This window comes from Acidiphilium sp. AL (genome assembly GCF_025499445.1).
In the GTDB taxonomy this organism is placed as follows: domain Bacteria; phylum Pseudomonadota; class Alphaproteobacteria; order Acetobacterales; family Acetobacteraceae; genus Acidiphilium; species Acidiphilium iwatense.
On record NZ_JAIMBZ010000007.1, the window covers coordinates 59,753 to 80,679 of the forward strand.

The window sequence follows — 20,927 nt, forward strand, 5'->3', positions numbered from 1 at the left end:
CGCGCCTATTGCCGCCCGTTCAGCAGCGCCAGAATTCCGTCCAGCTGATCGAGACCCTCATAGGCCAGACTGACCGAGCCGCCCTTTCCGTTGAACGAAATCCGCACCCGCAGCCCCAGCCGCTCCGACAAATCCCGCTCCAGGGCACGGGTTTCCACATCGGTTTCATAGCGCGCCCGCGCCGGCGGCGGCTTCGGCGTCAGCGCGGTCTGCGCCAGCAATTCCGCCTGCCGCACCGTCAATCGGTTCGCCAGGATCGCCCGCGCGCCGGCTTCCGGGTCCGGGTGCTGCATCAACGCGCGCGCATGGCCCGAGCTCAGCTCGCCCGATTGCAGCGCCGTCTGCACGCTGCGCGGTAAATTCAGCAACCGCAGCATGTTGGTGATATGCGGGCGGGATTTCGCCACCGCCACCGCCAGATCCTCCTGGATCATTCCGAATTCGTCCAGCAGCCGCTGATACCCTTCTGCTTCCTCGATCGGATCGAGATCCTGACGCTGCAAATTCTCGACCAGCCCGGCCGCCATCGCGTCCGTGTCGGACAGCTCGCGCACCAGCACCGGAACCTCGTGCAGCCCGGCGCGCTGCGCCGCCCGCCAGCGCCGCTCGCCCGCGATGATCTGATATTGCCCCGGTTTCGCCGGATGCCCCCGCACCAGCAGCGGCTGCAACACCCCGCGCGACTTCAACGACGCCGCCAATTCCTCAAGTGCCGCCTCGTCCATCGCCCGGCGCGGCTGGAACGGCCCCGGATGCAGCGCCGCGATCGCCACGGTGCGCGCCCCTTCGGCGGGCATCGCGTGCGGCGTCAGCGCCGACGCGGCGCTGCCCATCAATTCGACGAGTCCCTTGCCCAGCCGGCGCGGCTGTTCCTTCACGCTCATACTTTTGTCTCTTGGTTCTGGCGGCGCAAAAATTCCGCCGCGAGGCTGACATAAGCCTGCGCCCCCGGCGAGCGAAAATCATACAGCAGCACCGGCTTGCCGTGGCTCGGCGATTCGGTCACCCGGATATTGCGCGGAATCGCGGTCTCGAACACGCTCTGCTTGAAATAATCCCGCACATCCTCCGCCACCGCCTGCGCCAGATTGTTTCGCCGGTCGAACATCGTCAGCACCACCCCTTCCAGCGCAAGGCGCGGATTCAGCGTGCGCCGCACCAGCTCGATCGTGCGGGTCAACTGGCTGATCCCTTCCAGCGCGAAAAACTCGCATTGCAGCGGAATCAGCACCGAAGACGCCGCAACCAGAGCGTTCAGTGTAAGCAGCCCGAGGCCAGGTGGGCAATCGACAAACACATAGCCGAACTGGCCGGCCAGCCCCGGCTCCGCCAGCGCGCGCTCGACCAGCCGTTCCCGCGAATCCACCTGAGAAAACTCGATATCCGCGCCGATCAGATCCTCGGTCGCCGGAATGATCAGCAAGCCCGGCACTTCGGTCGGCAAAACCAGCGATGCCGCCGCCGCCTCGCCGGTCATCAGCGCGTAGCTGCCCATCCCGCGCTCATCCGCGCCGATGCCGAACCCAGTACTGGCGTTGCCCTGCGGGTCCATATCGATCACCAACACCCGCTCGCCGGTCGCGGCCAGGGCGGTCGCGAGATTGATCGCGGTCGTCGTCTTGCCGACGCCGCCTTTCTGGTTGGCAATCGCAATAACCCTAGTGTTCCGATTTGGAAGTTCGTTACCACCAATACCCGTCACGTTACGAACTTCCAAATCGAGAGGACACTAGTAATCCTATGATTCTAGTGTGGTTTTTTGTTCTGAAGTTCCTAAAATCGCGGCCGCACATCCGCAGGAACTTCAGAACCACACTAGGCTGCACGGCGCAACTCACTGATACGGAGGATCGTGGCGTCCGCGTCCGTTTGACTCGGAAACCGCTCGACCCTCATGTGCCATTGCAGCACCGCCGCGGTCAATTCGGTCTCCATCCCGCGCCCTTTCGGGAACAGGCATACCCCGCCTTCGGCAAGCAACGGGTGGGCATACTCCAGCAACGCCGGCAGCGGCGCCAGCGCCCGCGCCGTGACCAATTTTACCGGCGCCACCGTCGCTTTTTCGATACGCTCGGCGATCACAGCAGCGTTCAATCCCAGTTCCGCCACCATGGTCTGCAGAAACGCCGCCTTGCGCCGATCCGCCTCGATCAGCGTCACATGGATGTCCGGCCGTTCGATCGCGAGCACCAGCCCCGGCAACCCGGCCCCGGAACCGAGATCGGCCGCGCAGTCCACGTCACTGGGAATCAGCGGCAAAAGCTGAAGAGAATCAAGGATATGCCGCTGCCAGATCGCCTCATCATTGGCATCCTTCCGGGCGATCAGGTTGATCCGCTCGGTCCATTTTTTGATCGATATCGAATAGTATCGAAGTGGTTCCTTTGTTTCACGTGAAACAAAGGAACCAAACCGGACCTTTTTTTCGGCCTCGATCGCCATCACGCGGCGAGCGCGCGCGGCTTGCGCAGCGCCGCGAATAGCGCGCCCAAAGCCGCCGGTGTCATTCCCTCCAGCCGCCCCGCAACCCCCAGCGAGGCGGGTCGGAATCGCTCCAGCCGCGCCAGCAGTTCCGTCGACAAACCGCCCACCGCGCGATAATCGAAATCACCCGGAATCAGCACCGCATCATCCTTCTCGCGCGCGCGGATTTCCGCCGCCTGCCGCGCGACATACCCGGCATAGAGCCGGTCCGCCTCGACGATGTCGCGCGCCCGCACCCCTGCCGCGCCACTCGCAATATCCGCCCGCAAGCCTTCGAACGCCTTGCGCCGCGCCGGACCGACGCAGCCCCAAGCGATCCCGCGCGGCGTCAGCCTGATATCGGCATTATCCGCCCGCAGACTCAGCCGGTGCTCGGCGCGCGAGGTGAACATCCGATATGGTTCGGTCACGCCGCGCGTCACCAGATCGTCGATCAGCACGCCGATATAGCCTTCGGCCCGCCCGACCGTGACCGGTGCCGAGCCTCCCGCGCGCCGCGCGGCATTGATCCCGGCGACGATCCCCTGCGCGCCGGCTTCCTCATAGCCGGTGGTGCCGTTGATCTGTCCGGCGAGAAACAGGCCGGCCACGCGCTTCAGCGCCAGATCATGGGTCAGTTCGCGCGGGTCGATATAATCATATTCCACCGCATAGCCGGGACGGAGCAACACCGCGCGCGACAGGCCCGGCATGGTGCGGATGAACGCTTCCTGCACCTCGACCGGCAAACTTGTCGAAATCCCGTTCGGATAGACCGTGTCGTCGTCCAACCCCTCCGGCTCCAGGAACACCTGATGACGGGACTTGTCGGCGAAGCGAACCACCTTGTCCTCGATGGAGGGGCAATAGCGCGGCCCGATCCCTGCGATCCTGCCGCCATACACCGCCGAGCGGTGCAGGTTTGCCTGGATGATCGCGTGGGTCGCGGCGGTGGTTTCGGTGATCCGGCACGAAATCTGCCGGTTTTCGATCCGCTCGGTCAGCAGGCTGAACGGCGTCGGCGGGTGCTCGCCCTTGTCCTCGGGCAGCGAGTCCCAGTCGATCGATTTTTTGTCCAATCGCGCCGGCGTGCCGGTTTTCAGCCGGCCCAGCGCCAATCCGAGCCCGAGCAAGCGCGCGGCCAGCGCGTTCGACGCCGCATCGCCCACCCGGCCGCCGGCTTCGGTGCGATCGCCGAAATGCAGAAGACCGCGCAGGAACGTCCCCGTGGTCAGAACCGCCGTCCTGCACGCGATTCGTGCGCCATCGGCGGTGAGCACCGCCGCGAGCGATCCGTCCGCGGCAAGTTCCAGATCCGCCGCCTCGCCTTCGCGGAGCGAAAGATTGGGTTGATCGCGCAGCCTCGCCTGAACCGCTTCCCGATACAGCGCCCGATCCGCCTGCGCGCGCGGGCCGCGCACCGCCGGGCCCTTGGCGCGGTTGAGCATCTTGAAATGGATGCAGGCGGCATCGGCGGCGCGGCCCATGATGCCATCCAGCGCGTCGATCTCGCGCACCAGATGGCCCTTGCCGATCCCGCCGATCGCCGGATTGCACGACATTTCGCCGATCCGGTCGAGACGGTGGGTCAGCAGCAGGGTGCGCGCGCCGATCCGCGCCGACGCGGCCGCCGCCTCGGTTCCGGCGTGGCCGCCGCCGATCACCACCACATCGAAGTTTTGCTCCGTCTCGCTCATGGCGCCGCCTATAGCATTATTTGCCGATGCAGAAGCTGGAAAACACCTGATCGAGCACGTCTTCCACGCCAATCACCCCGGTCAGGCGAGCGACGGCATTGGCGGCGAGTTGCAATTCCTCGGCGCGCAGTTCCGGCGCCGAGACCGCCATCGCCCGATCGAGCGCCGCAACCATGTCGCGCAGACAGGTCATCTGCCGGGGTCGCGGCAAGGCCGGACCGGCGCCGCGATCGGTCAAATCCATAACCCGCGCCTTCAGAATTTCGATCAGCGTGGCCATGCCGGCGCCGGTTTTCGCGCTGACCGCCAAAGCATTGTCAGGCGGCGCAAAAGGAAGATCGGATTTGGTCGCGACCAGCAAGGTTTCGATACCAGGCGGCGCTTCAGGTGCCATAAAATCCGGCGGAGCAGAAATGAGAAGCAAAAAATCGGCGCGGGCGCCATGAGCGCGCGCGCGGCGCACGCCTTCGGCCTCGATGGCGTCGGTGGACTCGCGCAGCCCGGCGGTATCGATAAGGCGCACGGGCACGCCGCCGAGATCGATGCGCACGCCGATCGCATCGCGCGTGGTGCCGGGGGTTTCCGAGACGATGGCGACCTCTTCGCCCGCGATCGCGTTGACCAGAGTGGATTTGCCGACGTTGGGCGCGCCGAGCACCACGATGTCGATGCCTTCGCGCAGCCGTTCGGCGGCAGTGCCGGCACCCAGAGCAGCGACGATCTCGTCGCGCAGCGTCGCGATGGCAGCGAGCATCGCGGCTTCGACCTCGGGCGGCAGGTCTTCGTCGGAAAAGTCGATCAGGGCAGCCTGGCGCGCCATCAGCCCGACCAGCGCCTCGCGCCATGCGCCGATCGCGCGGCTCATCGCCCCGCCCGCCTGATCGAGCGCCAGACGGCGCTGGGCCTCGGTTTCGGCGTCAATCAGATCGGCGATGCCCTCGGCTTCCAGCAGGTCGAGTTTGCCGTTGCCGAAGGCGCGGCGGGAAAATTCGCCGGCTTCGGCGGGGCGCGCGCCGAGAGCGACCAGCGCATTGGCGATGGCGGACCGCACGGCATGTCCGCCATGGACATGGAGTTCCGCGTAATCCTCGCCGGTATAGGAATTCGGCGCCGGAAACCGGAGCAGAATCCCGCGATCGAGTACCGTGCCGTCGGGAGCGCGAAAATCGCGCAGCGCGGCGCGGCGCGGCTTCGGCAAAGTGCCGGCGAGGGCCGCGATCAGCGCGTCGGTGCCCGTGCCGCTGATGCGGATGAGCGAAATCGCCCCACCGATCCCGCTGGCGGGAGCAAAAATGATGCCGATCATTTGGCTTGGGCTATTTCGGCGGGCAGCATCAGCTCCGCGATGGGGTTGCCGTCGCGGATATCCTCGATCAGCACGCGATCGACCGCATCACGATCGGGGATGCGATACCAGGTGCCGCGCGGATAGATGACCATGGTTGGGCCGTGCTCGCAGCGGTCGAGGCAGCCGGCGGCGTTGATCCGAACCCCGGCAAGGCCGAGTTCCTTGGCGCGGGCTTTCATGTAATCGCGCAGTTTTTCCGAGCCTTTCGCAGCACAGGAGCCGCGCGGGTGGTCGTCCGGGCGGCGATTGCCGCAGACGAAGACGTGGTTGGTGAAATAGGGTGGCTGATCGGTCATCCGGGGGTCTCGCGCTTTTGCTGTCGGCTGCTATCTACCGATGGAACCATGATCCTGGAAGCGCACAGACCCGATGACCGGAAACGCCCTCGCCGCCGCAACCTCGCCCTATCTGCTGCAGCACGCCGACAATCCGGTGGATTGGCGGATGTGGACACCCGAAACCCTGGCGCGCGCGGCGGCGGAGCAGAAGCCGATTTTGCTCTCGATCGGCTACGCCGCCTGCCATTGGTGCCACGTGATGGCGCATGAGAGTTTCGAGGATGCCGAGACAGCGGCGCTGATGAATGCGCATTACGTGAGCATCAAGGTGGATCGCGAGGAACGGCCGGATATCGACCATATCTATATGGCGGCGCTGCAAGCGATGGGCGAGCAGGGCGGCTGGCCGCTGACCATGGTGCTGACGCCGGAGGGCGCGCCGATCTATGGCGGGACGTATTTTCCGCCCGAGCCGCGCTGGGGCCGGCCGTCGTTCCGCCAGGTGCTGAGGGGCGTCGCCGATGCGTGGGCGAAGGACCGGGCCAGGCTGGAGCAGAGCGGGGAGTCGCTGATGCGGCGGATCGTGGCGCAGGCGGCGCCGGCACCGGCCGGACCGCTGACGCCGGGCGATCTGGATGCGGTGGCGGAGCGGTTCATCGGCATGGTCGATTGGACGGATGGCGGGCTGAAAGGCGCGCCGAAATTCCCGAATCCGCCAATTTTCCGGTTTCTCTGGGGCGAATACGCCCGCACCGGCCGGCACGAGGCCGGAGCGGCGGTCGCGCTGATGCTGGCGCGGATGGGCCAGGGCGGGATTTATGACCACCTCGGCGGCGGGTTTTCGCGGTATTCGACCGACGCGGAATGGCTTGTGCCGCATTTCGAGAAAATGCTCTACGACAATGCGCTGCTGCTCGATCTGCTGGCGCTGGCCTATGCCGCCGAGCCGGATTTTTTGCTCCATGCGCGCGCCGCCGAGACGGTCGAATGGCTGTTGCGCGACATGCCGGCTTCGGAAGATCCGGCGCCGAGCGGGGCGGTGGCGTTCGCCGCCTCCGAGGATGCCGATTCCGAGGGCGAGGAAGGGAAATTCTATGTCTGGACCCGGCAGGAGCTGATCGACGCTCTCGGTAACGATTTTTCAACCTTCGAGACGCATTATCCGTGTCCGGCACAGGGCAACTGGGAGGGGAAGATCATTCTGACCCGCGCGACGCATCCCGAGGATGCGGCGACGGAGCGCAAGCTGGCGGAATTGCGCGCGCGGTTGCGCGTGGTGCGGGACCGGCGGGTGCGGCCGGGCCGGGACGACAAGATACTGGCCGACTGGAACGGGCTGGCGATCGCCGCACTGGTGCGGGCGAGTGCGGTGTTCGGGCGGACGGATTGGCTGGAAACGGCGGTTTCGGCGTTCCGGGCGGTAATGGCGTTGCTGGGGCGGGCGGATGGCCGGGTCGATCATGCGTATCGGCGGGGCAGGATTTCGGCGGCTGGACTGCTGGACGATCAGGCGGCGATGCTGCGCGCGGCCTTGGCGCTGTATCAGGCGACCGGCGAAGCGGCGTATCTGGCGCGGGCCGAGGCGTTGGCGGCGGCAACGGAGCAAAAATTCGGCGACGGCGCCGGCGGGTTTTTCCTCACCGCCGACGATTCGGGCGATCTGCCTTGCGGGATGCGGCCGCGCGGCGGGTTCGACGGGCCGACACCCGCCGGAGCCGGGCTGATGGCGGAAGGCTATGCATGTCTGTATCATCTGACGGGCGGAGCGGACTATCGCTCGCGCGCGGAAGCGCTGATCGCTGCCCATGCCGGCGAGCGGCGGGCTTTGGCCGCCTATCCGACCCTGCTCGCCGCGGCGGCGCTGCTGGATGCGGCGACCAGCGTGGTGATCGTCGGCGATCGGGGCGATGCGCGGTTCGCGTCGCTGCATCGGGCCGCGCTGGCGGGGTTCGATCCGACGGTCGTGGTGCTGCCGGTGGGCGATGCGAGCGGCCTGCCGGTGTCGCATCCGGCTCATGGCAAGGCGAGCGACGGGCCGGCGGCGTTCGTCTGCCGGGACAATGCGTGTTCGCTGCCGGTGCATACGGCGGAGGCGCTCAGGGCCCAGGTTTCGTCCCGCCGCGACGCGATGTAAACCATATCTTAACGAAATTGAGAGATACTCTGACCATGATCGACGAGACCAGTATTCGGGCGCGGATCGCGGCGTTTCGGGCGCCCGCCGACAAGAGAACTGTGCCGCCCGCCATGATTGACAGCGTCGCGGTGCGCGACGGCATGGTCCAGGTGGCGCTGACCGTGGCGAAGGCCGACGCGGCGAAGCTGGAGCCGCTGCGCCGGGCGGTCGAGGCCGACCTGGCGGCGATGGAGGGCGTGCGCAACGCGACCGTGATGTTCACCGGGCCGCGCGCGGCGGCGGCCGAAACGCCGGCCCAGGCACCGTCATTGCTCGCCAATGCGCGGTCGATCGTCGCGGTGGCGTCGGGCAAGGGCGGGGTCGGGAAATCGACGGTCGCGGTCAATCTCGCGGTGTCGCTGGCGGCGCTGGGCATGAGCGTGGGTTTGCTGGATGCCGATATATACGGACCCTCCCTGCCTCGCATGCTGGGCACCAAAGGCAAGCCCGAGATGGCGGGCAACAAGCTGATCCCGGTCGATGCCTGGGGGCTGAAGGCGATTTCCATCGGCCACGTGGTGGACGAGGAGACCGCGATGGTCTGGCGCGGGCCGATGGTGCTCAATGCGCTGACCCAGTTGATGACCCAGGTGGAGTGGCCGGCGCTGGATGTGATGGTGATCGACCTGCCGCCGGGTACCGGAGATATTCAGCTCACGCTGTCGCAGCGGGTGCGGCTGAGCGGGGCGGTGGTGGTGTCGACGCCGCAGGATATCGCGCTGCTGGACGCGCGGCGCGGCGTCTCGATGTTCCGGCAGGTGCGGGTGCCGGTGCTCGGGATCGTCGAAAATATGAGCTTTTTCTGCTGCCCGAATTGCGGCACGCGGACCGATATTTTCGGCCATGGCGGGGCGCGGGCGGAAGCGGCGCGGATCGGCGTGCCGTTTCTCGGCGAAATTCCTCTCCTGCCGGCGATTCGCGAGACATCGGATGCGGGCGCGCCGATCGCGGCGAGCGCACCGGACGGCGAAGCGGCGCGCGCGTTCATGGCGCTGGCGGAAGCGGTGTCCGGGCAGTTGGGCGGCGAGCGCCGGACCGGGCCGCGCATCGTCATTGAATAGCGCCGTGACGGAGATCGGGTTCTATCATCTGACCCGGATGAGCGTCGCGGAGGCGCTGGCGCCGCTGCTGGGGCGGACACTGGCGGCGGGACAGCGCGCGGTGGTGCGGGGCGATGCGGCGCGGATCGCGGCGCTGGATGCGTCGCTATGGCTGAGCGCGAACCCCGACTGGCTGCCGCACGGCACGGCTTCGATGGGGTTCGGCGCGGATCAGCCGATCTGGCTGACCGAGGGCGGCGACGTGCCGAATGGCGCGCGATTTTTGTTCCTGGTGGATGACGCGGCGGCGGATTTTTCCCGGTTCGACCGGGTTTTCGATATGTTCGACGGCAATGACGCGGATGCGGTCGCGGCGGCGCGGGAGCGGTGGCGCGTCGCGAAGGAAGCAGGTCACACCTTGACCTATTGGCAGCAGGGCGAGCACGGCTGGGTGAAGGCGGCGGGGTGACGGGACGCGGCGGCGACAAGTTCAGCTTCCTCGCTCAGGACCGGATGGACAACCTCCTGAAAGACCACACTCGGGGCGCTCAGATCAGGCGGGTTTCGGGATCGAGCCCGACCATCGAGGCGAGGCGGGCAAGGCGGCGCTCGATCGGGTCGCCGGCGAACACGCCGCTCGCCGCATCGAGGGTGAGGACGAGGCGGCCATCCCGCGGGATCAGGCTGGTGGCGGCGAGCAGAGCGGGCGTGCCGGCGGAGAGCGTATAGGCGAGGCGCAGTGCGACGCCGAGGGTTTCGGCGCGGCGGGCGGCGGCCATGTCGAGCAAAGCGCGCGCAGGGGCGAGAAACGGGCTTTCGATCGGGGCTTCGTAGCGCAGCGCCAGGGTGAGGGCGAGAAAGGCGCGGGCATGGTGGTCGAGCCCGACTCCGGTCTGGCGCAGGACGCGCAAAAACGCCTGTTCGGCGCGGTATTCCGGGTGTTCGTGATTGCCGATATCGGAAAACCAGCAGGCGGCCTCGCGCAGCCGGTGCTGGGCGTGGGTTTCGGCGGGAAACAGCGGCGCGGTCCAGCCGATCAGCGCGTCCGGCAAATTGGGGTCGCGCAGCAGGCCGATGGTGAGGTCGCGCCCGGCGGCGACCAGCGGGTCCTGCTCGCGCATCGCGGGCGGGAGCTGGCGCAGGAACCAGCCCTCGCGCAGCCCGTTGGCGCTGAACACCACGCGGGCGGCGCCGGTCGCGCGCAGCAGGCGGCGGAGAATGATCGCGGCGAAGGGCAGATCCTCGATGCGCTTGCGCGCGGCCCCCGGCATCCGCTCGATCAGTTTCCGGCTGGCCTCGCCGATCACCGCCGAGAGGTCGCGCGCCTCCTCGCGCCCGATCGTGTAGTGGTGGACCATGGCGAGCGGATAGCCGGTCTGGGCGATATGGATGCGCGCGAGCGCGCGGAACGCGCCGCCGGAGACATAGAGGTCGCCGCCCGCGCCGTCGGACAGAAAGGGCAGCTCGGCCAATTCCCCGGCGACGATGGCTTTCGCGCGGATGGGGTCTCCGGCCGCGCGTTCGGCGAGGCGGATCACGCCGATCGGCATGGTCGCGGCATCGCCGATTGTGCCCGCCGAGAGGCGCACGGCTTCGAGCGAGCCGCCGCCGAGATCGGCGAGAATGCCGTCGGCGCCAGGAATGCCGCAGAGCACGCCCTCGGCCGAGAGATGCGCCTCCTGCTCGCCGGACAGCACCACGACCTTGAGGCCGGGTGTCGCGGCTTCGAGCCGGGCGACGAAATCCGGGCCGTTTTCGGCGTCGCGCACCGCCGAGGTGGCCAGTGCCTCGAACGGATGCGCGCCCATGGCGCGGGCGATCGCGCCGTAGCGGCGGATCACCGTGGCGGCCTCGTCCATCGCCGCCTCGTCCAGCCTGCCGGTGCGGATCAGGCCGCGCGCGAGGCGGAGGACCGCTTTTTCGTTGAAAATCTGCACCGGATTGCGGGACTGGCCCTCGAACACCACGAGGCGGACCGAATTGGACCCCAGATCGACCACCGCGCGGCGCGGAGCTGTCTGGGAGCGGGGATCGCGCAACTGGTCCGGTGCCGGGCCGTTCATGGGAACACGCGATAGCCCAGCTTGGCGGGCGCGGCCAGGGTTCGGCGCGCGGAATGTTCGGAGTGATTTATATTTTTTGCGTTACATGTCGCATTAATCTATTCTTAATCTCTCCATCCAGCTATCGTCTCAAATTACGGTTCCGTTTTAGCTCTGTCCTCCTATTGTGGTGACCGCGTAAATTTATGGATAGCCTGCCCGCTCTCCCCCGAACACCGACGATCCAGGCGCCGCCGCGCGCCTATCCGGCGCCCGCGCCGGTGCCGACGCAGCAAGGGCCGTTCGGGCTGCGATTCGATTTCAACGAGGGCTGCCGGATCGCGCTGCCGCGCGGCGAGGGCGAATGGCATGTCGTGCTGCGCGACACCGCGACCGGCAATATCCTGTTCGAGACAAGGCTGGAGCAGGGTTTCGTGGTCAGCTCGAAGCGGTATTTCGTGCCGTTCCGCATCGAGGTGGCGCAGAACGGCGCGCAGGTTTTCGCCCATGACCTCGATTGCCGGGACCGGGAGGTGCATATCGCGTTTCCGGTCGGCACCCTGGGCGACGTGATCGGCTGGCTGCCCTATGCCGCGCGGTTTCAGGCCGAGCGGGGCTGCCGGCTGACCTGTTCGATGGCGGCGAATCTGATTCCGCTGTTCGCCGATGCCTATCCGCATATCGCCTTCGTCACCCAGGACGCGGTCGAGACCGGGCGGTTCTATGCGACCTATCATCTCGGGCTGTTTTTCGACGACGAGAACCGGCACTGGCAGCCTTGCGATTTCCGGCTGGTCGGGCTGCACCGCACCGCCGGCTATATTCTCGGTGTCGATCCCACCGAAGCGCCGCCGCGCATCGCGGCGACCGATGAAAAGCGGCCGATCGCCGAGCCTTACGTGTGCATCGCGGTGCAAAGCTCGGCGCAGGCCAAGATCTGGAGCAATCCCGAGGGCTGGCACGCGGTGGTGCGCTTCCTGCAAGATGCGGGATACCGGGTGGTCTGCATCGACCAGAAGCGGGTGGGCGGGTCGGGGCTGGTCTGGACCCATATTCCGCATGGCGCGGAGGACAGGACCGGCGACGTTCCGCTGCTCGAACGGGCGCATCTGCTGCGCCACGCGGCGTTTTTCGTCGGCCTGTCCAGCGGGCTCGCCTGGCTGGCCTGGGCGGTCGGGACGCCGGTGGTGATGATTTCGGGATTCACCCATCCGACCAACGAATTTTTTACCCCGCACCGGGTGATCAACTACCACGCCTGCAATTCCTGCTGGAACGACCCGCGCGCGCGGTTCGACCACAAGGATTTCCTGTGGTGCCCGCGCCAGGCCGGCACCGAGCGGCAGTTCGAATGCACCAGGCTGATCACCGCCGGACAGGTGACCGGCGCGATTGCCCGGATTCCGGGCTTCGCACGCCATGACACGACAACATCCAGGCAAGAGAAAAAGGGATCGACGCGATGAGTGGAACCACGATCAGCGGCACAACGGTTGTTTCCTCGGGCCAGACGGTCAGCGGCGCGACGGTGACCAGCGGCGGCAAGCTGGAGGTGGCGTCGGGCGGGACGGTGTCGGCGATCACGGTGAGCAGCGGCGGTATCGAGGGCGTGCTGCCCGGCGGCGTCGCCGATGGCGGGGTGGTGCTCTCCGGCGGGATCGGACTGTTCGAAGGCACGGTGAGCGGGCTGACGGTTTCAGGTATCGGCATCGTGGCCAGTGGCGCGCAGATGACCGGCACGACGATCGCCTCGGGTGGCGAGATCGCCGACGGCTACAAGATCGGTCTGACTACTTATACCGGCGGGGCGATGTCGGTCACCAATATCGACGGCGGCACGTTGCTGGTTTCCAGTGGCGGGGTCGTGACCAGCAACAATGTGACCTCGGGCGGCGCGCTGACGGTAACGTCCGGCGGCGTCGCCTCGGCGAGCATCGTGGATACCGGCCAGCTCGAACTCACCGGCGGCGGCAGGGCGGTGGGCGTGACGCTGAATGTCAGCGGGCATGAGAACGTGCTGAGCGGCGGCGCGGCGAGCGGCACCACCGTCAACAATGGCGGCGCTCAGTCCATAACGAGCGGTGGTTCGGCCAGCGGCAATGTGGTCAATTCCGGTGGCGTTCAGCTCGTGCTGAGCGGCGGCACCGCGACCGGCAACACGATCAATGCCGGGGGGACGCAGCTTGTCGGGTATGTCGGCGGGTCGGTCAATTCGGCGGGCGGCACGGCGATCACCACGCTGCTCGATGGTGGCAGCCAGACCGTGTTCCATGGCGGCGTGGCCTCCGCCACCACGGCGGAGAATGGCGGGATCGAGTATGTCTCGTCGGGCGGGACCGCGACCGGGACGACCCTGGGGGTGAATGGCGGCATGGTGATCGAGGCCGGGGCGACGATCACCGGGCCGATCGATTTCACCGGCGCGGGCGCGACCCTGGTGCTGCAGGGTGTGACCACGCTGAGCAACGTGATCAGCGGGTTCGATGCGGCCGGCGTGGGCGAGGACGACGCGATCCTGCTCGCCGGGGCGGCCGGGGCGGGCGCGGGGACGGCGACGCTGGGGACGAACAACGTGCTGAGCGTCACCGACGGCTCGGTGAGCTATCAGGTGCAGCTCGACCCCGCGCAGAGTTTCGCGGGCGACACATTCGTCGTTTCGGCCGGGCTGGTGACGGCGCAGGCCGTGTGTTTCGCGGCCGGCACGCGGATTCTGACCGAAACGGGCCCGGTCGCGGTCGAGGATTTGGCGGTGGGGGATCGGGTGATCGCCCATGGCGGGCGGTGCGCGCCGATCCAATGGATCGGGCGGCGGACGCTGGATGCGCGGCGGCATCCGCGCCCGGAACTGATCTGGCCGGTCCGCATCGAGGCCGGGGCGATCACCGACGGGGTGCCGGCGCGCGACCTTTATGTCTCGCCGGACCATGCGCTGTATCTGGACGGGTTGCTGGTGCCGGCGAAGGCGCTGGTGAATGGCACGACGATCGCGCAGGTCGAGCGGCGGCATGTCGATTATTTCCATCTGGAATTGGACCGGCACGACGTGGTGTTCGCCGAGGGATTGCCGACGGAGACCTATCTGGAGACCGGCAACCGGGGGTTTTTCTCTGGCGAGGCCGGGCAGGCGCGGGTGCTGCACCCGGATTTCGCGCAGACCCTGCGCGAGCGGGAGGGCTATGCGCCGTTCGCCGAGGCGGGCGCGGCGGTGACGGCGCTGCGCCGGAAGATTGTCGCGCGGGCGGGAGCGGTCGAGACGACCGGCGATCCCGGCATCGTCGCGACGATCGGGGCGCGGACGGTCGCGGTGACTCGGGTGGGTGCGGCGTGCTGGCGGGTGGCTGTGCCGACATCCGGCGATGTGCGGCTGACGAGCCGGACTTTGGTGCCGGCGCATCTGGATGCCGGGTCGGAGGACCGGCGGGTGCTCGGGCTCGATGTGGCGGCGCTGGAAACCGAAGCCGGGCGGATCGATCTCGGCGATGCGCGCCTGACGGCGGGGTGGCATCGGGCCGAGGACGGGCATCGGTGGACACGCGGCGACGCGGTGATTCCGGCCGCGCTGCTCAAGGGCGCGCGGAGCCTGACCATCCGCCTCGCGAGCGCGCCGCTCTATCCGGTGGTCAGGGAGCGCCGGCGGGTGACGGCACGGCGGTAGGCGCAAAAGTAAACGCCGCGGAGCGAGGCTCCGCGGCGTTCGTCAGCCGGGTGTGGATCAGAATTTCAGAATGACGCCGGTGGAGAACACGTTGGCGCTGAGATTGTAGGTGCCGGTGAGCGTGCCGGCCGCGCCGGCTGTATTCAGCGAATTGTCGGCGTTGAGGCCGGAGCGGGTCTGGTTGATCGGCGCGCTGGCGACGAAAATATGCTGATAGCCGAGCTGCAGCGTCGCCATCGGCATGATCTGATAGGTCAGGCCGGCGCCGAGCAGCACGCGGTTGGCATCCGGCAGCAGATCCTGGCGGGTGGCGGCGGTGACCGGGCTTTCGTCGTAGCCCACCCCGCCCATCAGGGTGAGGCCGGGGGCGGCGACATAGTTCGCGCCGAGTCCGACCGTCCAGGTATTGCGGTATTTGAACGGGGTGTAGATCGAGCCGAGGGTGAAGCCGATGGTGGACGGATCGGTGATGACCAGGGCCTGCTGCTGCGCCCAGTTGGTCCATTGCGCACTTGCCATCAGCGAGAGCCGCGGCGTGACCTGCTGGTAGATGCCGAAGGAGATCTGCTGCGGGAAGGTCCAGCGGTCGAACGCGTTGGAGGCGATTGGTGGCGCGGCATTGAAAGCCGACAGAAGGTTGTAGAGCGACGGGTCGAGATGGACCGATTCCGGCCCTTTCACGGTCTGGCCGATCTTGGAGCGGTAGTCGATGCCGATCCGGGTGGACGGGCTGAACTGGTACATCGCGCCGATATTGTAGCCGAAGGCGTAGCTCTGGCCCTTGAACTGGCCTTCCGCTGCCGGGAAGGGCGCCAAATTCTGGTTGAGGCCGAGGATGTTCTGGAAATAGTTAATTTCCGGACCGAAGCCGATCGAGAGTTTCCGGGTGATCGGGATCGCGACGTCGAGCCCGATCTGGACCGAGGTGATCAGCGCCTCGTTGCCCTGAAACTGGCCGACGAAATCGGGGGCGTATTTAATCCGCCCGCCGATCGGCGTGGTGATCGAGAAACCGAGCTTGACCCCGTGCGGCAGGCTGATGACGCCGAAATTGCCGGGAACCAGGGTGGATTCGACGAAATTCTTGCCGGTGCCGGAGCCGAGCACGGTGCTGCTGCCGGTGAAGCTGGAGTTGATGTCGTAATAGTTGAGATCGCCCTCGAACTGGTTGCCGCTGATCAGCACCATGCCGGCCGGGTTGTAATAGGCGGTGGAGGGGGTCGCGTTGACGGTGACGCCGCCGAACGCATGGGCGAGCGCGCCTGTGCTCTGCGCGATCAGGCCGAGGCCGGCGGCGTGGGCGGCGCCCATGGACGTGGCGAGCGCGGTGCCGGCGGCGAATGCGATTGCCGTCCGTTTAATTCGAAAACCCATGGTTATCCTCCCTCTATTCGATGCGACCGCCCTATGGAATTCCGGGATTTGTCGAAATTCCACAATATGATCGGGAACGCATTTCCTTGCGACGACGCACGCTATTTTGGACGTCCCGATTGGGTTCGCTTGTAGCGACGCTTAACCTAATGGGCAAGAGGTTTTCGTTAAGACAATATTTTTGTCATTCGCCTGCCAGAGCAATATGGCTTTACGCGGAATCGCGAAGCGATCCGCATAGCCATGAAATTGCTCGCCCAAACCAAGAGTAGAGCGTGATCGACTTAAAGTCGTCACGCTCTACTGGGCTTGGCGCGGATGGATCGCCTCGACGCGTCGCGATGACCGCCGCGAACGGCGCGCCGCTCTCATCGTCCGGTGAGGATGCGGTCGACGAGCTGCTTCACCGTCGGGATGAAGCCGTTGGAATAGAAAGGGTCGGACGCGAAGCGATAGCCGTTATGGCCGCTGAACATCAGGTTGCGGTCGACCGAATCCGGGTGCTCGCCGTCATGGGCGATATCCTGCAGGGTTTTCTGGATGCAGAAGCTGCGCGGATCGGCCTTCTTGCCGGTGCTGTAGTCCGGTTCCTCCTGCGCCCAGTTGGAAAACCGGCAATGCGACAGGCAGCCCATGCAGTTGACCTGATCGAGCCGGATTTCCGTCGCGGCCTCCGGGGTTTCGAACACCAGGGTGGAATCCGGGGTGCGCAGGGCCTCGGTGTAACCCTCCCGCTCCCAGCCGAGCACCCGCTTGAGATCGGCCGGGGTGAGCCAGACCACGCGCTTGCGCGGGCCGACGCCGTATTCGGCGGAATGGGCGCCGACCGGCTCGGTGGTGTAGGCCACCTGCCGCTCGTTGCGCGCGCGCAGCCCCTTGATGAAGTCGTTGTTCACCGCGCTGGAATAGAACCCGGTCGGCGAGAAGCGGTTGAGGAACACGTCACCGTCCTTCAGCGTGAGCAGCTTCTGCTTCCACGCTTCGCTGATCGGGCTTTCGCGGGTCAGCAGGGGGCGGGTGCCGAACTGAAAGGCGATCGGGCCGATATCGGGGTTGTCGATCCAGTCCTCCCACTCCTCCAGCCACCAGACGCCGCCGGCCATGATGATCGGCGTCGCGTCCAGGCCGAATTCGCGCATCTGGCGGCGCAGTGCGATGACGCGCGGCAGCGGGCTTTCCGGTTTGGTCGGGTCCTCGGAATTCGACAGTCCGTTATGGCCGCCGGCGAGCCAGGGGTCTTCATAGACTACGCCGCCCATCAGATCGGCGACCTTGTGATAGGCGCGGCGCCACAGCGCGTTGAAGGCGCGTGCCGAGGAGACGATCGGGTAGTAGTGGACGTTGAATTTCGCGGCGATTTCCGAGAGTTTGTAGGGCATTCCGGCGCCGCAGGTGATGCCGTTGATCAGCCCCTTGGCGCCTTCGAGAATGCCGGTGATCACCCGCTCGGCGGCGCCCATTTCCCACAATATGTTGGCGTGGATGCGGCCCTGGCCATTGGATTCCTCGTGCGCGCGGCGCGCCTGGGCGAGACCGCCTTCGATCGCGTAGGCGACCAGCTCCTCGTGGCGCTCGCGGCGGGTACGGCCGTGATAGAGTTGCGGAATCAGCCGGCCCTGCTCGTCGTAGCTGTCTGCATTGACGGCGCTGAACGTGCCGATGCCGCCCGATGCCGCCCATTGCCCGGCGGTGCGCCCGTTCGAGACGGCCACGCCCTTGCCGCCCTCAACCAGCGGGAGGATGTCTGATCCGCCCATGCGGATCGCATTGATCGTCTTCATCGTCCTGGCAACCTGTTCATCGCGTGGCGCGACGTTCGCGGGGGGTTCAGCATCGTTTCAAGCGCATCAACTCGTCGCATGGGGCGCACATCTCTGGTCACGCCCGGAGCCCGGCGTCGCGCTCTCGTCGCGGCGCGATCACCAGCGTGATGCGGTTGGGAAAGCCTGCACGAAGCCGACTCCCATGCTTCAAAGCGCATCTATAGCATGGAATAAAGGCGCGAGATACCGGGGCGGCAGGGGAATCCGCGATTTTATTGCAAATCGCCGATGCCGGTGCGGCGGGGGCGCAGCACCGGCAGGTTACGCCACAGGCGGCGAAACGCCGACTCGGGCCTCGGCTCCGGCACAACGGTTTCGGTGGCGGCGCCGTCCCGGTGCTCGACGCTCGGGATGGTGCCGGCGACGGGCGGCGGCAAATCGTCGGGCGCGATCCCGGTTATGTCGCGGACCAGCGCGCGCCAGGGCCGGGCGGGTGCATGCGATGGCAGGAAATCCTCGAGAAATCGCGCCATCGCGGACGCCTCGGCTTCTGCGGACACATCCCCGGTTTCGCGGATCATGTCATGATAGACCGGCACGAGACGTTCGACATGGGCATCGAGCGAGAGGGCTTCGCGCATCGCGAGGCTGACCGCCAGGGCGTCGTCCGCGTCATACGCTGCGATCGCTTCAGCGATCGCAGCGGCGTCGACCGGCCGGGTCAGGGTTCCGGCGCCGCAATTGCCGCGCCGCCACAGCTCCGGCGCCGCGCTGGTCAGCAGGCCGCCGAAGCCGCGCGATTCGCAGATGACGACCGCGCAGCCGGTAAACCCGGCTTCGAGGGCGCCGCGCCCGGACGCGAAAACCAGATCGTAGCGCGTCAATTCCTCGTGAATCCGCTCGCTCACCCGGCCTGCCCCGGTCCCGACTTCGTCGAGCGCGAGCCCGGCGGCGGCGCAGGCGGCGCGGATCGCCGCCCGAGGAGGCGCGGGCTTGCAGATGGCGAGCGCGCGACCTGGGCGGGGCGGCAAGGGCGGCCGCGGCCGGAACAGGAGCGGATCGACCGGGTTCGGCAGCACCCCGCACAGCTCCGGCGACGCGCCGTCGATGACAAGCCGGCGCCGAGCGACCTCGCTGACCCCGTAATAGCGGCGAATTCGCGGGTGCAGCGGTGCGGCGTCGTGCATCGCCGTTGCATCGTGGCAGACGAACAGCGCCGGCACGCCTTGCAGGGCGGCGAGCGCCATCATCGTCATCATGTTATGGGTTCCGTGGATCACCTCCGGGCGGTCCGGCAGCGCCGAGAGGCGATCGACGACGGCATGGCCGCGCGCGCGCATCGCTTCGCCCTGCGGCCCGATCCGCGATACATAGACGATCGGCAGATGGCCGGCCCGGCGCAGGCCATCGGCGAGCTGTTCCGTCGTGACCTCGGAGCCGGTGCGCTCGCTGAGGAGCGAGTTGGTCAACAAGACGCAGAGTCCGGCCATCGTTTCCTCGCGTGGAAACCCCTGTTGCGTGCGACCGAGTATTCTCCAGGGCCGAGCGATCCGCAAGCGAATCGAAACGTGCCGAAGGCGGTGATCGGGGCCGGGTTCGCGGATCAGCCGGCCGGGGTGGTGGCGCGGAAGCGCCGCCAGCCGCCGGCGCGCAGATCGCAGGCCGGGCAGTCGCCGCAGCCATAGCCCCAGTCGTGCAGCGCTCCGCGCTCGCCCCGGTAGCAGCTATGGCTTTGCACCCGCAGGATTTCGATGAGAGGTTCGCCGCCGAGGCTGGCGGCGAGGCGCCAAGTATCCGCCTTGTCGCGCCGCATCAACGGGGTGTCGATGGCGATGTCGCGGTCGAGCCCGAGGCGGAGGGCGGCTTGCATCGCCGCCATGGTGGCGCTCCGGCAATCCGGGTAGCCGGAATAGTCGGTCTCGCACATGCCGCCGACCAGGACGCCGAGGCCGCGCCGGTAGGCCAATGCGGCGGCGTAAGTCAGGAACAGCAGGTTGCGGCCGGGGACGAAGGTGTTGGGCAGGCCTGCCTCGGTCGTTTCGATCGCGATATCGGCGGTCATCGCGGTGGCGCCGAGTGCGGCGAGGCCGGCTTCGATATCGAGCATGTGATCGGGCCCGAGCGTCGCGCGCCAGGGGCGGAGTGCGACGATCGCGTCGCGCAGCGGGGCGCGGCAGTCGAGTTCCACCGCGTGGCGCTGGCCGTAGAAGAAGCCGATGGTTTCGACCCGGTCGTAGCGGTCGAGCGCATAGGCGAGGCAGGTGGCGCTGTCCTGCCCGCCGGAGAACAGCACCAGGGCCTGGGTGTGGGCAGTGGCGGTCATCGGCGGAGACTGCCCGGAGCGATGCGGCGGATCAAGCGGGCTACGCCTTTCAACTCTCCATGGTACTCTGGGGGTATGAGCCAAGCGTCCGGGCCGAACCGGGTTCGCCGGTGTTCGCGGCATCGCCGGCCGGGCCCAAAAATCCGGTTTCGCGGGCCGGGAAGCGTGATCTTTGACCCAGCCGGCGTGACATGAGCGGACGGGCGCTCCATATTGTCTCGGATTTGGGAGCATGGAGGGGATCGTCATGCAGGGTGTCCGTTCGAACCATCGGCTTCTGGGCTTCGGCCTTGCCGTTCTGGTCGCCGCCGGAGTTTGCCAGCCGGCGGAGGCGGCATCGGTCGGGCCGGTCATCAGTGCGGCGCGGCAGGGCAATGTCGGCGCGGAAACCTATCTCGGCTCGCTCTATCTGGAGGGGCAAGGCGTGCCGCAGAACGCCGCGACGGCAGCCTATTGGTACGGCCAGGCGGCGCGCCAGGGCGACGCCGTGGCGCAGACCGATCTTGGGCTGCTGTATCAGGCGGGACGGGGCGTGCCCCGGAACGACGTTCTGGCGGCCTATTGGTACCGGCAGGCGGCGCATCAGGGCAATGCCAATGCGCAGAACAATCTCGGCCAGTTGTACGAACTCGGGCACGGCGTGCCGCAGGATTATGCGAAGGCGATTTATTGGTACCGGCTCTCGGGCGAGCAGGGCAACGCGGCGGCGCGGCAGAACCTGATGGCGCTCTATGCCTATATGGCCAAGCTCAAGCAGAAATAGGGCGA

General features: G+C 67.1%; 17 protein-coding genes. 6 read left to right on the top strand and 11 right to left on the bottom strand.

Features of this window, described 5'->3' with window-relative positions:
• Positions 1-5 precede the first annotated feature (5 nt).
• The 6 genes from AiwAL_RS07110 to AiwAL_RS07135 all read right to left on the bottom strand — a co-directional run bounded on the left by AiwAL_RS07110 (position 6) and on the right by AiwAL_RS07135 (position 5,804).
• The gene (locus AiwAL_RS07110) at positions 6-884 is read right to left on the bottom strand and encodes a ParB/RepB/Spo0J family partition protein (protein WP_235703584.1); all 879 of its coding nucleotides are present in this window, start codon (positions 882-884) and stop codon (positions 6-8) included.
• A complete protein-coding gene (locus tag AiwAL_RS07115) occupies positions 881-1,702 on the bottom strand; it encodes a ParA family protein (RefSeq protein WP_316044769.1) in 822 nt (273 codons plus the stop codon). The genes AiwAL_RS07110 and AiwAL_RS07115 overlap by 4 nt, the downstream gene beginning before the upstream one ends.
• Positions 1,703-1,815: 113 nt before the next feature.
• A complete protein-coding gene (gene rsmG, locus AiwAL_RS07120) occupies positions 1,816-2,442 on the bottom strand; it encodes a 16S rRNA (guanine(527)-N(7))-methyltransferase RsmG (RefSeq protein ID WP_235703583.1) in 627 nt (208 codons plus the stop codon).
• Positions 2,442-4,160, bottom strand: coding sequence for a tRNA uridine-5-carboxymethylaminomethyl(34) synthesis enzyme MnmG (mnmG, locus tag AiwAL_RS07125; protein ID WP_262312414.1), 1,719 nt, complete (start codon positions 4,158-4,160; stop codon positions 2,442-2,444). Before mnmG ends, rsmG begins: the two co-directional genes overlap by 1 nt.
• A gap of 16 nt (positions 4,161-4,176) precedes the next feature.
• A complete protein-coding gene (gene mnmE, locus AiwAL_RS07130) occupies positions 4,177-5,466 on the bottom strand; it encodes a tRNA uridine-5-carboxymethylaminomethyl(34) synthesis GTPase MnmE (RefSeq protein ID WP_262312415.1) in 1,290 nt (429 codons plus the stop codon).
• Positions 5,463-5,804 (bottom strand): ferredoxin, encoded by a 342-nt coding sequence (locus AiwAL_RS07135; protein WP_235703580.1) that lies wholly within the window; start codon positions 5,802-5,804, stop codon positions 5,463-5,465. The genes mnmE and AiwAL_RS07135 overlap by 4 nt, the downstream gene beginning before the upstream one ends.
• Positions 5,805-5,877: 73 nt before the next feature.
• On the opposite strand from AiwAL_RS07135, the gene AiwAL_RS07140 reads away from it, so the two are divergent.
• From AiwAL_RS07140 to AiwAL_RS07150, 3 genes are read left to right on the top strand one after another with little or no spacing between them, the layout of a single operon-like run.
• Positions 5,878-7,920, top strand: a complete 2,043-nt coding sequence (locus AiwAL_RS07140; protein ID WP_262312416.1) for a thioredoxin domain-containing protein — start codon at positions 5,878-5,880, stop codon at positions 7,918-7,920.
• A 29-nt stretch (positions 7,921-7,949) separates the two neighbouring features.
• Positions 7,950-9,023, top strand: a complete 1,074-nt coding sequence (locus AiwAL_RS07145) for an Mrp/NBP35 family ATP-binding protein (protein WP_235703639.1) — start codon at positions 7,950-7,952, stop codon at positions 9,021-9,023.
• 4 nt (positions 9,024-9,027) lie between these two features.
• Positions 9,028-9,471, top strand: a complete 444-nt coding sequence (locus AiwAL_RS07150) for a DNA polymerase III subunit chi (protein ID WP_235703578.1) — start codon at positions 9,028-9,030, stop codon at positions 9,469-9,471.
• 79 nt (positions 9,472-9,550) lie between these two features.
• Here the strand turns inward: AiwAL_RS07150 and AiwAL_RS07155 are convergent, their stop codons facing one another.
• Entirely contained in the window at positions 9,551-11,065 is a 1,515-nt protein-coding gene (locus AiwAL_RS07155; RefSeq protein ID WP_235703577.1) for a Ppx/GppA family phosphatase, read from the bottom strand.
• 185 nt (positions 11,066-11,250) lie between these two features.
• Between AiwAL_RS07155 and AiwAL_RS07160 the strand changes: the two genes are divergently transcribed.
• Positions 11,251-12,510, top strand: a complete 1,260-nt coding sequence (locus AiwAL_RS07160; protein WP_235703576.1) for an autotransporter strand-loop-strand O-heptosyltransferase — start codon at positions 11,251-11,253, stop codon at positions 12,508-12,510.
• Complete coding sequence (locus AiwAL_RS07165) at positions 12,507-14,699, top strand: Hint domain-containing protein (protein ID WP_262312417.1); 2,193 nt, start codon at positions 12,507-12,509, stop codon at positions 14,697-14,699. Before AiwAL_RS07160 ends, AiwAL_RS07165 begins: the two co-directional genes overlap by 4 nt.
• 57 nt (positions 14,700-14,756) lie before the next feature.
• Here AiwAL_RS07165 and AiwAL_RS07170 read toward each other — a convergent pair whose 3' ends face one another.
• The 4 genes from AiwAL_RS07170 to queC form a co-directional block, all read right to left on the bottom strand.
• Positions 14,757-16,073 carry an OmpP1/FadL family transporter gene (locus AiwAL_RS07170; protein ID WP_235703574.1) on the bottom strand — a complete coding sequence of 439 codons (1,317 nt, stop codon included), beginning with the start codon at positions 16,071-16,073 and terminating at the stop codon, positions 14,757-14,759.
• A gap of 368 nt (positions 16,074-16,441) precedes the next feature.
• Positions 16,442-17,854, bottom strand: coding sequence for a nitronate monooxygenase family protein (locus AiwAL_RS07175; protein ID WP_235703573.1), 1,413 nt, complete (start codon positions 17,852-17,854; stop codon positions 16,442-16,444).
• 254 nt (positions 17,855-18,108) lie between these two features.
• Positions 18,109-19,326 (bottom strand): hypothetical protein, encoded by a 1,218-nt coding sequence (locus AiwAL_RS07180; RefSeq protein WP_235703572.1) that lies wholly within the window; start codon positions 19,324-19,326, stop codon positions 18,109-18,111.
• 113 nt (positions 19,327-19,439) lie between these two features.
• Positions 19,440-20,159: a 7-cyano-7-deazaguanine synthase QueC gene (gene queC, locus AiwAL_RS07185; protein ID WP_235703571.1), complete on the bottom strand. Its 720-nt coding sequence runs from the start codon at positions 20,157-20,159 to the stop codon at positions 19,440-19,442.
• Between the two features lie 232 nt (positions 20,160-20,391).
• Between queC and AiwAL_RS07190 the strand changes: the two genes are divergently transcribed.
• The gene (locus tag AiwAL_RS07190) at positions 20,392-20,922 is read left to right on the top strand and encodes a tetratricopeptide repeat protein (protein WP_235703570.1); all 531 of its coding nucleotides are present in this window, start codon (positions 20,392-20,394) and stop codon (positions 20,920-20,922) included.
• The last annotated feature ends 5 nt before the right edge of the window (positions 20,923-20,927 follow it).